Source organism: Spirosoma foliorum, assembly GCF_014117325.1.
Classification (GTDB): domain Bacteria; phylum Bacteroidota; class Bacteroidia; order Cytophagales; family Spirosomataceae; genus Spirosoma; species Spirosoma foliorum.
The window spans coordinates 5245864-5259252 of sequence record NZ_CP059732.1; the positions used below are offsets into that span (position 1 = coordinate 5245864).

The 13389-nt window shown below is 48.3% G+C and carries 11 protein-coding genes; 4 read left to right on the forward strand and 7 right to left on the reverse strand.

Going from position 1 to position 13389, the window contains the following annotated elements:
• Positions 1-97 precede the first annotated feature (97 nt).
• The 3 genes from H3H32_RS37585 to H3H32_RS22300 all read left to right on the forward strand — a co-directional run bounded on the left by H3H32_RS37585 (position 98) and on the right by H3H32_RS22300 (position 2940).
• The gene (locus tag H3H32_RS37585) at positions 98-502 is read left to right on the forward strand and encodes a hypothetical protein (protein ID WP_240543455.1); all 405 of its coding nucleotides are present in this window, start codon (positions 98-100) and stop codon (positions 500-502) included.
• Entirely contained in the window at positions 438-1445 is a 1008-nt protein-coding gene (locus H3H32_RS22295; RefSeq protein WP_240543456.1) for a transposase, read from the forward strand. Before H3H32_RS37585 ends, H3H32_RS22295 begins: the two co-directional genes overlap by 65 nt.
• A gap of 184 nt (positions 1446-1629) precedes the next feature.
• The gene (locus tag H3H32_RS22300) at positions 1630-2940 is read left to right on the forward strand and encodes an AGE family epimerase/isomerase (RefSeq protein WP_240543457.1); all 1311 of its coding nucleotides are present in this window, start codon (positions 1630-1632) and stop codon (positions 2938-2940) included.
• A gap of 389 nt (positions 2941-3329) precedes the next feature.
• Here H3H32_RS22300 and H3H32_RS22305 read toward each other — a convergent pair whose 3' ends face one another.
• Complete coding sequence (locus H3H32_RS22305; RefSeq protein ID WP_182457826.1) at positions 3330-4178, reverse strand: methyltransferase domain-containing protein; 849 nt, start codon at positions 4176-4178, stop codon at positions 3330-3332.
• Positions 4179-4456: 278 nt separating this feature from the next.
• Between H3H32_RS22305 and H3H32_RS22310 the strand changes: the two genes are divergently transcribed.
• Entirely contained in the window at positions 4457-5350 is an 894-nt protein-coding gene (locus tag H3H32_RS22310; protein WP_182457827.1) for an AraC family transcriptional regulator, read from the forward strand.
• 460 nt (positions 5351-5810) lie between these two features.
• Here the strand turns inward: H3H32_RS22310 and H3H32_RS22315 are convergent, their stop codons facing one another.
• The 6 genes from H3H32_RS22315 to H3H32_RS22340 form a co-directional block, all read right to left on the reverse strand.
• A complete protein-coding gene (locus H3H32_RS22315) occupies positions 5811-6791 on the reverse strand; it encodes a ThuA domain-containing protein (RefSeq protein ID WP_182457828.1) in 981 nt (326 codons plus the stop codon).
• Between the two features lie 130 nt (positions 6792-6921).
• On the reverse strand, positions 6922-7581 hold the full coding sequence (locus H3H32_RS22320) for a YdcF family protein (RefSeq protein WP_182457829.1): 660 nt from the start codon (positions 7579-7581) through the stop codon (positions 6922-6924).
• 140 nt (positions 7582-7721) lie between these two features.
• On the reverse strand, positions 7722-8963 hold the full coding sequence (locus tag H3H32_RS22325; protein WP_182457830.1) for a hypothetical protein: 1242 nt from the start codon (positions 8961-8963) through the stop codon (positions 7722-7724).
• A gap of 416 nt (positions 8964-9379) precedes the next feature.
• A complete protein-coding gene (locus H3H32_RS22330) occupies positions 9380-11566 on the reverse strand; it encodes a TonB-dependent receptor family protein (RefSeq protein WP_374191850.1) in 2187 nt (728 codons plus the stop codon).
• A gap of 286 nt (positions 11567-11852) precedes the next feature.
• Positions 11853-12401, reverse strand: a complete 549-nt coding sequence (locus tag H3H32_RS22335) for a hypothetical protein (RefSeq protein ID WP_182457832.1) — start codon at positions 12399-12401, stop codon at positions 11853-11855.
• A gap of 324 nt (positions 12402-12725) precedes the next feature.
• Positions 12726-13346: an HAD family hydrolase gene (locus tag H3H32_RS22340; RefSeq protein WP_182457833.1), complete on the reverse strand. Its 621-nt coding sequence runs from the start codon at positions 13344-13346 to the stop codon at positions 12726-12728.
• Between the last annotated feature and the right edge of the window lie 43 nt (positions 13347-13389).

Below are 13389 nucleotides of genomic sequence, written 5' to 3' on the forward strand. Positions count from 1 at the left end.
AAGTAACATGAGTCATCCCGAATTTTAGGGTCTGACTAAACAAGCGAAAACCTCCTGAACTTTGTGGTCGCCAAACTACAAAACAGGAGGTTTTCTAATGAATACTGCTGCAAAACAAACTAATTCTGAGCAAGAATGGCCAATATCAGTGGGCCTTTTTTATCAACAGCGCTTAACCCAGTTTACCCAAAGTATTGTTAAGGAGTTAACGACCTTGATAGATGTGCGGCTAGTACGCACCTTTAGCCAGCTTCTGATTACCTTATTACGCTTTCGGCACCGAAATCAGGGGCTGCTATTGAGCGAATTAGGCGAACATCTGCTCTCTGCCCGTCAAGCCCCAGCGGGTACTAAACGAATCTCTAACTTGCTACGATGCCCCTATTGGAGTCATACCCTGATCCAGACAAGTATTCGTGCCAAAGCCCAAACCTTTTATGAACAACTTCATCAACAAGGACAACGCGTGTTGGTGCTCTGGCCGGGCCGCCGGTGCGGATGAGAGTGTGATGGAAAAGCCGGAGACACTGGCTAGTGAGGATTTGGGGGCCGTTCGGAGTAGTAAAGCTCGCCGACTTAAGCGCATTCGACCTGGCTACTTCAATCCACCGGATGGTAAACCGGTTTGTGTCCCAGGTCTAGAATGGTTGGGCATTTTATTGGCGGGTGCGAGTGGAGCACCTTGCCTGTTTGAGTTTGCGTGGTGGACTAGACGGGGGGAGCATGCTCGCCAGCGAACGGATGTGCTCGATGATACCTTGAGTGAGCTGACCCAGCGTTTTAGTCAGACCGTCTTACATGTCTTCGACAGAGGCTATGCTTCCCAGGCTTGGTTAGGAAAAGTATTGACGGCCAACCTGAAGGGACTAATTCGCTGGCAAACCCATTATCGCTTACTCAATCAAGCGGGTGATTCAATAAAGACCTGGGAAATCACGCGGGGCAAACGGTCGGTCGATCATCGGTTAGTCTATGATGCGGTTCAGAAGTGTCATCGAAAAACGGGTATTATTTACCAGCCAGTCCGGCACCCGGCTTACCCTGATGTGCCCCTGTATTTGATCGTATCGCGGCCTGGTAAGGGGCGTACGCCTTGGTATTTGCTCACTAACGAGGTCATTGATTCCCTGGAATCGGCTTGGCAAATGGTGTTTGCCTATGCCCGTCGTTGGCAGATTGAGACAGCCTTTCGGTATACCAAATCGGAGCTGGCTTTAGAATCTCCTCGTTTGTGGTTCTGGGAAAATCGGCTCAAGCTGATGATGATCGTCGCTTTATTATACGCCTTTTTACTCTCCTTACTACGGGCTGAGCTTAGCCACTGGCAGCAACTACTCTTGCGGATGGGTTGCCACCGAACGGGAAAGCGGTGCCGAGAAGCCTCAGCACCGCTTTATCGCATCCGAATTGCCTTTACCCACTTATGGACTCAAAATTCGGGATGACTCATGTTTTTTATTGAAGCAGTTGCCCCATCGGAGTCACACAAAACATAGGTCAATTTAAATCTCCGTGATTGCTTAAGTAGGTTAGCCTAACAAAACGGCTTTTCAGAATAACCTAAGCTACTATACCTTGGGACTTACCATGAAAAACACGTTGTTGAGTTTTAATCTGCTTTGTTTGATAATGAGCTTTCATCAATCGGCTCTGGCTCAGAAGACGAGCGATGATCGAAAGCGCATTGCAGCCGAAATGGAAAATTCGATCCGGACTGAAATGCTCAATAAATGGTATCCGCAGTCGGTTGATAAGGAGTTTGGGGGGTTTCTGAGCACCTTCACTTACGATTTCAAACCCACTGGGCCGCAGGACAAAATGATTGTGACCCAGGCTCGTCACGTCTGGACAACTGCTAAAGCGGCTGAGCGGTACCCCAATGTCGCCTATTACAAGGATAATTCACGGCACGGCTTCCTGTTCCTGCGCGACAAGATGTGGGATAAACAACATGGCGGTTTTTATACGCTGGTTGATCGGCAGGGTAACCCAAAGAATGCGTCGACCAAAGTGGCGTATGGAAATGCGTTTGGACTGTATGCCTTAAGCGCTTACTACCATATGTCGCACGATACGGCTGCACTGAATCTGGCTAAAAAGTCGTTTAACTGGCTGGAAAAACACAGCCATGATCCTATTCGCAAAGGGTATTTTCAGGATTTAGCGCCAGATGGTACGCCCCTTAAACGCGATGCATCTACACCCTCTACGGCCAGTACGGGCTATAAAGATCAGAACAGTTCGATTCACCTGCTGGAAGCTCTAACCGAACTCTACGCGGTGTGGCCTGATCCACTGGTCCGGGAGCGTCTGAACGAAATGCTTCACCTGGTACGCGACGTCATCACCTCGCCCAAAGGCAATCTGATCCTGTTTTTACAACCCGACTGGAAGCCTGTCTCGTTTCGCGACTCGTCGGAAGCGGTTGTCCTTAAGCACCGCAGCCTGGACCATGTTTCGTTTGGCCATGATGTAGAAACGGCCTACCTGATGCTGGAAGCTTCGCACGCATTGGGCCTGAAAAATGACACGAAAACCTTGCAAGTGGGTAAACGCATGGTTGATCACGCATTAGCCAATGGTTGGGACAAAAAAGTGGGCGGTTTCTACGATCAAGGGTATTATTTCAAAGACAAACCTGGTATGACGATCATCGATGACAGCAAAAACTGGTGGTCGCAGGCCGAAGGGTTGAACACCTTACTGTTGATGGCCGATCGGTATCCCAACGATCCTATGCAGTATTTTGCGAATTACAAACTGCTCTGGCAATATTGTCAGACCTATTTGATCGACCATCAGTATGGTGAATGGTATGAAGAAGGACTGGACAAAGATCCCGAACGGAAGACATCCAATAAAGGCCATATCTGGAAAGCGGCCTACCATACCTACCGAGCGTTGTCAAGCTGCGTCGATCGGTCAAATGGGAAGCATTAATTGGATTCTAGACCTGCATTAGCTAATCTATTTTTTGTTTCGAATCCTCGGTCTGTGTCCTTACAGAACGCTTTGACTTAGGCTGACATGCAGGTGTTTTGTGAAGAGACCTAGCTTCCACACATTTCTGATGCAGAGTAATCAGCCCGGTAAGGGCGACCTGTCAATAGTTATTATTGTTGATTACAAGCCCCAAGCGCCGTAGGTGCGACCTAATTCTGTCTCTATAGGTCGCACCTACGGCGCTTTAGGGTGTGGGAAATCTTCTTTTTTCTATTAACAGGTCACTCCTAACGGAGTTTCAAACAGGCCAAAAAGATGTGCATACACGTTCTGTGAGGACATAGACCGAGGATGCAAAAAAGGTACTACCTCGAAACCTACATTAATTACCCTACTTTTTGTTTCCAGGTTGCAATCATCAGCGGCCAACTGCCGGTATAATAGGTTCTATTTTGGGCCTGCTCTGCAAGTTCAGTTAGAAAACGATTGCTTTGTTGCTCCGTAGTAACCCCCATTTTTAGGGCGGCAGGCAGCAGGCTCCTGTAAACAGCCACCAGCATAGGGTAGATTTTCTGAAACGGCTCAATCAGGCCGTAGATGTCTGTGTTTGTAGGGGCGCCAATTCCAGCTTCGACAAATAACCCAGGCATTCGACTACCCATCCGATAATCTTTTCCACTGATGTCAAATGTCTGGAACAAAACCCGCTCAAATTCATCGGTAGCCCAGGTAGGCGGGTATGTATGGACGTAACTCATGTCATAATCCTGGATGAGTAACGTGCCGCCGGGTTTAACGAACGACCACAAATGCCGTAATACCGCTACCGGATTGTTGAGGTGGATCATGGTCAACCGGGCATAAACTAAGTCGTAAGGGGCATTGGGTAAATGCGTAGGTAGGGTTTCCAGATCGAGCGCCTGGAAGCTAAACTGAGGACCGATGGTTGTTTTTAAAATGTGAAGGGACTCTTCGCCCAGACGCTCATCTATATCAATGCCCGTTACATGACCTTCTGGCCCAACCATTGTTCCCAGTAAGCGCATCACTTCGCCGGGGCCGCTACCCACTTCCAGGCAATTCATACCTTCCTGAATACCAATGGCCTGAAGAGCCCGTACCGTAGACACTTCCCAAAGTAAGGCTTGGGCCCGTAATCGCTGATACTCAGCCGACGTGCGTCCTAATAAATATTGATCTTGTATATCGATGGTCATAGAGGTAGTTGATGTCATGCTGGTAGGAAATGTCGGGATTGGTTAAAATCGATTGTCTGAACTGACAGATGATTCTGTCTATCAAAACTAGTATTGCTGACCGAGACACATTGGCTACACTATACAGGATGCGATTTTAACTTTACATTCGGCTGAGTTAGCCCAATACGTGGCTTTATTATACTTCGGCCACGAGTAACGAATCAGCATGACACAAGCGGTACAACGTGGCTGAAATGGTATTATTTTCGCTAAAAACAGCCATTTGTGCGTGTATATTTGTAAAAAATATACCGATGAAGCCTTTATTGTTCAAAATTCCTACTGTCGATGATCGGTCGTTTCGCATTGAGCAGGATAATTTGGCGCATTTTTATGGGCATCTGCACTTTCATCCGGAAATTCAACTAACGCTGATACAGGCAGGGGAGGGTACCTTAATTGTGGGCGATAAAATAGACCGATTTGCGCCTTACGATATTCTGATGCTGGGTACCAATCTGCCGCATGTACTACGAAGTGATCCGGCATATTTTCAGGCCGATGCGACCCAACGTTCAACCTCGGTCTCGATCCTCTTTCGTCCTGAGCAATTGGAGTCGACGGTCTTAAGTTTACCCGAAACCCGCCATCTGAATCAACTGCTTCTGGAATCCAGGCATGGCGTCCGTTTGCGTTGTTGGGAAGGGCATCCACTGGTCGAACAACTAACAGCCATTCCAGGTCTTCGGCCCTTCGAACAATTTCTGAGCTTGTTGACTTTACTAGACTCGCTGGCGTCTAATCCGGTTCGGGAGGTATTGTCGGTCGTGGCTTACGAACAACCCCAGCGGCCTGAAGATCACCGTCGGCTGGAGCAGGTTTTTTCCTATATTCTGGAGCGTTACGATTCACCAATCTCGCTGGAAGATGTGGCGAATATTGCGAATCTAACGCCGGGCGCTTTCTGTCGCTTTTTCCGACAGCATACCCGCAAAAAGTTTTCGACTTTGCTCAACGAAGTTCGTATCGAACACGCCTGTCGACATTTGCGCGAATCTAAACAAACGATTAGCCAGATCGCCTTTAGTTGCGGCTACACCAATCTGTCAAACTTCAATCGTCAATTTAAAGAAATCGCAGGCATGTCTCCCGGCGACTATATTCGGAGCTACCACAGCCAGCAAGTAAAAAAAACAGCGTTATTGTAGTAGGATAAGGAGCTTTTTTGCAGAAATGTTCTCTTTGTTCGGCGTAGTCTATGGACTACGCCGTGGTGTTATTCGGTCTCCGACCGGTTTTTCCAACTTATTTCACCCCGGTCAGAGACCGGATAACACACGAACGTAGTTAATACTACGCTCAACATGGGGAACGCCTAGAGTAAACGTACATTTCTGGCGATGGCTAATCAGCCCTGTAGGGGCGTCCTGTCAATAGGTATTGTTGCTTAGTAAGAGACTCAAGCGCCGTAGGTGCGACCTAATTTTGTTCATATCGGTCGCACCTACGGCGCTTCAAGGTATTGCTAATTCTGTGACTTCTATCAACAGGCCACTCCTAACGGAGTTTCGAAGATGCCCCAAAAATGTGTGTATACTCTATGGGAGGGCATAGACCGAAAGTGCGGCAAGTGAAAAAACAGACTTGTAAAAAGCCTATCAACCGTTGTTACTCAACGAAATTCCGTTTACTGGTGGCGTTTGGCGTTGGGAAATCGGTGGGAATCGGAATGTCGACTTTGCCAGTGGCGGCCCACTGAGCACCCCGTTGCAAACAGGTGATGAAGCCAACGCATTCGACTGAATAATCGACGTGCCCCAAAGGAGTATGGAAAATTCGACCCTTCCCGTAATTAATGGTCATGAGCATTGGCTCGTTTCGGTCGGTACCTTTGTTCTCTTTAGACGAGAAAGCCGTTGCAAGTACCGTCATATTCTCAGCGGGACCGCGTAGGCGATCATACATCTCATCTTTTGTATGCATCCAGGTTAGGGGCATACCTTTCGTGATCGGGTGGTTCGCGTCCCGAACCGTTATCAGAAACTCGCTCTGCGCCCCGTGCGATCCGGCACGTCCGGGTTGCGGGTCTCTAATTAACTTTCCCTCATTGTCGTAATACACAAAAGGACCGTCTTTTTCGGTACGATCGCCCCAACCACCAAGGCCGATCATTTTGTTGTAGGCGGGCCACATCGGAAACGAGTTATCTGCCGCGTGAACAACAACCAGCCCACCCCCTTTTTTAATAAAGTTTTCAAAATCGGCCTGCGTCTCGTCGGACCAGGGAGCGGCATTCCAGCCAAAATTGCAGATGACCAGATCATACTTCGAGAAGTCGGGATGGAAACTGGAATCGGCTTTTGCTTTGGGTAACGCTACGGTGTTTTGAACCCCCGGAATCTTATATTTTTCAATCAGATCAGCGCCGTTCCAGGTATAATAAGACCGCTTTACATCGACCGAAAACTTACCCGTTTCCTCGAGGTAACGCTTCATCATAAACGTGATTTTAGGCCATTGTTCGTGGTTATTCTGCCCGTCGACAATGAGCGTTCTGATGACTTTGGCCTTTCCTTTTTGAGTTGTCTGGGCCAGCAAATTAGTGCCCGTAATAATGATCAGTACGATAAGAGCGTATAGCGATTTCATAAAAATGGGGTTGACGGTACCAGGAGAACTCAGCGTAGCCGCAAGGATTTATACTCGTCAAAACAAGTACTGGATTGAATCTACCCTCGTGGCCGGATTCTTCTGCCTGAATCTGCTACTGCGAATTTAGTTAGTTTGTTGGCAAATGCCGGTTATAGCCTGCTTTTACCAAAACATCGAAGGCATCCCACACATCGTCGGGAATGGTCTGTGGAATCTGGAAGCCTTTATCGGGATATGTTTTTATTCGTTGCAGATCACCAACCATAATGCTGATAACATCATCGGGGGTTAATTCTGGATTTGTGTAGGTGCTTAAATAGTCGTCAAACGAATCCTGTGGCGACGTAACGATCACTTCTTTTTCGGGCCACACTTTTTTGAAGGTCGCAAAGCTCCGTCGTTCCATATACGGTTTTTGGACGACAATAAACGTTTGTAGGTCGAGGTTGTGCTGCTCCAGTAGCTGCTTTGTAAATAACACGTTTTCGCCGGTATTGCTTGATCGGTTCTCAATCAAAATTCGATCAGCGGGAACTCCCATATTGATCGCAATACGGGCAAACAAGTCGGCTTCGGGCTCTGACCACATTGATTTTGTGATGACGCCTAATCCGCCCGAAAATATTAATAAGGGTGCCCAGCCTGCCAGAAACAAATCGGCGGCCCTTTCGGCAACCCGGACGTCGTGGCTACACAGCACCAAAATAGCATCTGCTTTCCGTAACTGGTGGTTGGTATGATGATAGTCCCAAATTTTGATAGCCAGGTCGCGTAGGTGATTTGTCATGCTAAATGAACGTATTTGACCGCGAAACTATTGGGCAAACGCTAACTAACCAATCTACCCACTAACGCAAAAAGGCTAATCAGTTAGTAGACGTCTATGCTCTAAAACTGATTAGCCTTTATCTACTCAATGACAGAGCTTTAGCTCCACATAGGGTTCTTGCTTCGTGATACCTTGAATATATTCTCTCCAGTGCTTTTTAGCTTCGCTTTTATCTGTATTACCATCCCAGGATTGAAACCTCTTGAGTGTCTGTCCAGAAACGCTTCGGCCTCAGCTATATTTTGCAATGCCTGATCCCATTTAACTTGTTCCCAGATGGCTCCTACATCCACCTTCGCGGCTTTGTATACCCCTAGGCTACCCGTTACTATGGAAATCGCGGCACCACCACCACCAGCCGCAGCGCCTACTGCCTGAGCCGCTCCTGCCTGTGTAGCTGCCATTAATCCTCTGGTCATTCCTTCTTTAGCACCTATTGCCCCGCCCCCTTTTAATAACTCTTTTCCGGCAATTGCGGCTCTTCCGTGTTGGACTCCACTTTCATGTCGTGCGTTTTCTAGGCCTCTCTCTGCAACTGCCCGTGCAGCGCCCACCCCTACACCAACTGCGGCCGAAGAGGCCCCAATGGCTATGGCACCAGCAGCCATTGGAATAGCCGCCAGACCACCAGTAGCAACAATCCCGGCAATAATTATTCCACCAGCAACCATACCGAGCGCTATTTGTGCTCCGCTTAATGCTCCAAGGCGGTTTCGCCACTTGGTTACATCTTGCTCGTTTTTCTCGAACAGGTCGATTAGATCATCAACCTTCTGGCACCAGCTGGCTATTTCGCCGAAACGTTCTATCTGAAGGCTCGCAGGCATACTCGTGACCCCACGGCCGCGTGATCTCCCTTCTATTGCACCAAAGTGATCCTCGCGCTCCGTTATCGAAGCAAGCTGACTGACAGGCGCTGACGGTTGATCAAATCTTGATAGGATTTCAACCCCGGCTTCGCTGGTATTTAGAGCGGAACTACTGATCAACGGAGTTGATGCATCAGTCCATCCGCCCATGAAATCCCGACCATACCAACCGGCCCGTCGTGTGCTCCCACCACCTACTCCCGGATTCCAATACCGCATCTCTCTGGTCTCATCTCCCTGTTGGTAGAGTTTTTTTGCGGCCCAGTAACCGTTTGAAGCAACCTTGCCCGGTAGGGCTGCCACTCGTCTCTCCGCACCAACACGTGGAGGAGCTGCAACCGCAGCGGCTCTCGCCTGGGCAATTTGCCGTGGATTACCACTCACTGCTGGCAGGCCTGACCCTCCAGAAGATGTAATGAAGGGAACCCTACGGGCGGCAACGCGTCTGTGGCCAGGTCGTGAAGGAGTCATAGAAATAACGAATTAGTGTGACTAAATTGGTATAGTCAGTAATTCGAAATTAGCGAATAGGATGATTAATATGAATTTTATTAATTATAAGGTAGACTCATTTTCCCTTATAACCCACTGATAATTCGGGCGTAACCATTATTGGCCAGATTGCCATCATAGCTCATCGTCAGATCATCTACCACATTCACCGTGATGTTGGACGTGCTGCCTGCACTCGCAGTCGTCCGGGTAAGAACAAAGCATAAACTCGATTCGCCCCGCCACCAAACTGAATTCTCCTAAAATGCAGGGCACGTTTTATCCCTCAGAATTACTTTGGTCGAAAGCGAACTATAAGCTTTATTTTATTTGACAAAATCAGACAAGCCAACCGCAATGGGTTGGCTTGTCTGGTTATCCCTCTGAACTCCCAGTTAGAGATTAAGACCAACTGTGATTTGGGCGCTACGACCATCGGAAGGCCACACGCCGGGACCAGGATAGAACGTAGGACGCTTGGTGAAATACTGCTGATTCAACAGATTGTTGATACTGCCCCGGATGGTGAGCAGCCGTTTGATGCGCCAAGTGCCATTCAGATCTACCAAGCTATAGGCAGGAACGGGGCCAACTGCACCATTGGCCGATGGAACCGCTGTGTTGAGGGCATCAGAAAACGTTTGCGCCACGTAGCTGTATTGAATCGTCAAACTAGCGGTTCCGTAACGAGCCGTTAAGCCATTGCGAGACGTCCATCGCGGAGCCGACTCCACCTGATTGCCCGTCACGTTCCGGTTTTCCGTTCCCGTCGAAACACGACCGTTGATATAACGGGCGTTGTTAAAGGCAGTTGACGTAAAGCCGCTGATCAGCAATTTTTCGGAACGGAATAGCTGGGTTTCAAGCAAAGCCTCGACGCCAGTACTCCGGCTATCGCCGATGTTCGTCCGAAGAATGTAATTGACACCATCGCCATCTGGATTGGTCAGCAGAACTGTACCCAACCGATTGCGATACAACAGATCGAAGACCGTCACATTCACATGCAAACCCTGCCAGCGACCTTCGAGGCCAAATTCAGCATTGTAGCCATAGGCATCTTTCAGATTATTGTCGATGCGCTCATAAACTGATGCTGGAATAATGTCCTTGAAAACCACAGGGCGATAAGCCTGCGCCCAACCACCGTACAGTTTCACCTCATTCGATAGTTTGTACTGGCCATTGATGCCCAATAAGGCAAAATGGTGGCTAATATCCCGAGGCAGCGTGGCATTATCGTAATACGAGATCGTTCCCCGCATCTCGGTTGTACCGCTTTCGACCCGAATACCCGGCGAAACCGTCAGGCGATCCGTCAAATAGAAGTGGTTTTCGGCAAAAGCCGCGAAATTCTTCGTCCGAAAGTGTAGATCGCGTTTGAACGGAGCCGTGAGAGTCAGATCAAAATCACTGGCTGTAGTACCCACACCTAGCTGACGACGATGCAGATCGGTACTCATGAGCTGAACACCTGCGGCTAAAGCGCCCCCAATACCCCCTAACTTATACCGATGCAGTATCCGGGCTTCGGTGGTGTAGCTATTGAAGTTATCGATGTCCACTTGCCGGGCTCTATACTGCCCCGTTGCCCGATTAATGGTGTCCAGAACCGTAGCTAAAGCATCCAACTGGACACTGTTTCGAGCACCCAACACCGCTGAGTTTGTCCACAACACACTGGTTCGATCCGAAATTTTCCAGTTCAGTTTCAACGACGGAATGTAGATGTCCGGGTTGAAATAGTTACGACTCCGGCTCGACTGGCGTGGGTCTTGAGCAAACATAGCGTCGGTTAGTGGACCCGGAATGTGGTAGGTATAGGTCGAACGACCCAATTCTGCCGATATTCCTACGCTTTTCGACGCCTGAAACTGCAACGAACCAAATTGAGCTTGTGAATCCGAGTTGCTATTTTGGCGATAACCATCCGAATGCCGCCGGTAATAGTAGGCATAGTAGGTCCACTTGCCAATCCGGCCACCAATTGCATTGTACGTACTTCGTAGGCCATAAGACCCCACCGAGTTGATCGTCTCGAACCCAAAACGGCGTGTTGTGTCGGCCTTTTTGGTAATGTAATTAAGCATACCGCCAAATTGAGCGCCGTACTGAAGCGAGCCCATCCCCCGAACAAACTCAATACGCTCCATGCTTTCCATGGGTGGCGAATAGTGGCTGGCAGGATAACCATACATATCCGAGTTGGTGATGACCCCATTCTGGCGAATGTTATTTTCCCAGGATCGGTGCGGGTCTAATCCACGCGTCGAAATGTTGACCTGATTACCCGTTCCATCCATGTCGTAAACAAATACGCCGGGAATTCGGGCAAAAATCTGCCGGGGGTTCTTTTCGGCCACGTTGGCATCAATCTCAGAAAGCCGAATGACTTCACTCCGTTTGCCGCCCATCAGGTAGGTCCCGTGTATTTCCGGTAGCGTCTCAACAACGATGGAACGAGCCCCCTTCACGGTAACGGCGTTTAGAGTATGCGAACGTAAGGAGTCGCTCGTGGATTTACTTTGACCAATGGCAACAGATACGGACTGAATGAAGGCAACAGAACTCAATAGGCCCACGACGAGACATCGAGGTATTCTAATATCTATATGTAAACTGCGTTTTTCCATGAATTAATTAAATGCTTGATATTGGTTGATTTCTCCAAGCCTAGTTGACTCACCAGTTCGAACAGTGGAACTGGTGGCCAATTTGTAAACTGGCTTATAGATTCTCAGTAAGAGGGATGAGGTATTGGGGCATAGCTGCGGGCTACCCCAATGGATACGACAAGACAATACCCAATTAAAAACGGGTTTGGATTGACGGATTGATCCGGCCTGACCTGTTACAAGAAAAAGGGACTTACGCTTCGGGCGGGGGAGAGTGAACCGGAAGGGAACGCGAAGAGAGGTTAATCTGCCTGGTTGGCATGCAACCAGTTTCGTCGTTTCCCAGCGTGAGAAAACAAAAAACGGCTCGCGGGTTTGGCGAGTATTCTGTCAACAGAAATTTCAGAAATTTATTGGCTTTCTTTTGAGAATTAGCCATCCCATCGACATGATCGTTGAGGAATGATAACAAATCTTCCTGCCAGAATGCCTTTTGCTTCCGCTTAATCTCCAAGCCAGCGATGAAAAGCGTATCATTCCGGATTTCCAGACTCACCACATCGTAGAAATGGCCCCGATACCTGAATCCATCCTCCGTCGTTCGAGCTATTGCATGGGCATCATCAGGTTTATTTTTCAGTGGCAACTGAAACTCAATCAGGCTATCTGTTGCCCTATACACTAACAGCCGTTCCGACAAATCCTGTTCTGCCTGCCACCATACACTGACACACGCCAGCACGTATGCCAACATGTGATACAGCAACAGGGCAAATAGACCAAAAGGAACCGCTTTTTTCATATCGTACTACTCCTTAGGATAAGCGAATTCCAAAAATAATGCCAAATTATTTAGAATGAGTATACTTAACGAAATTATATAGAATCATAGCCTTATAATTCTTCTTAAGAACACATACCTAAGTAGTAGAAACTGTCTAAATTTCATAAAAATAGTCTAGGTTTTACCCCCACCCCCCTGAAGGGGGTTTATTCCCACGATGAACTAAGCCCCCTTCAGGGGGGTGGGGGTAGGGTAAATAAATGAAAAACTACTTTTTAGACAGCCTCTTAGTAAACTGCGTGACGTCGGAAATACGGGGAATTGACCTGTTTAAAGAAACAATTAGCGCTGCTGTACCCAATCTTCCAGAATCGCATGCGTCTCTTGAACGGTCTGATGCTGATAAGCCTGAATGCCAAGTCGTTTAGCCGCCTGCGCCATCAAAAGTCGGTCATCGAAGTAAAGACAACGCTCCGGCTTTACCTGAGCGATGCTCATCGCTAGTCGCCAGATAGCAGGATCAGGCTTAGTCAGGCCTACTTCACAGGAAGAAACGAACGCATCGAATACGTCATGCAAACCGAATGTTTTGATACGATGTTGATTTAACTCGCGCCCTTCGTTGTTGACGGCAATAACCCGAACGTTACCGCTTCGACGCTTCCACTCTTTTAGCCAACTCAACATATCGGTCAGTTCCACCGATTGGGAAAACATAAATTCCTTGAACTGTACTTTACTGAAATCGCGCGGCTGATTGAATACCACAGTGTCCAGATAGTCGTCGAGCGTAATTTTACCAGCTTCGTATAAGCTAAAGAGAAGATTATGGGTCGCACTCATTTCCGTGTGATCGATACCGAAAACATCGGCAGCTTTCTCACGAGATTCATGGCCCCAGCCATCGGAAAGAAGCACCCCTCCAATGTCGAGGAGCAGGATTTTTCGTTGGGAATTATTCATTGTTGAATGGCTATCAAAAACAGGTTGTTGAATGTAAGGCTAT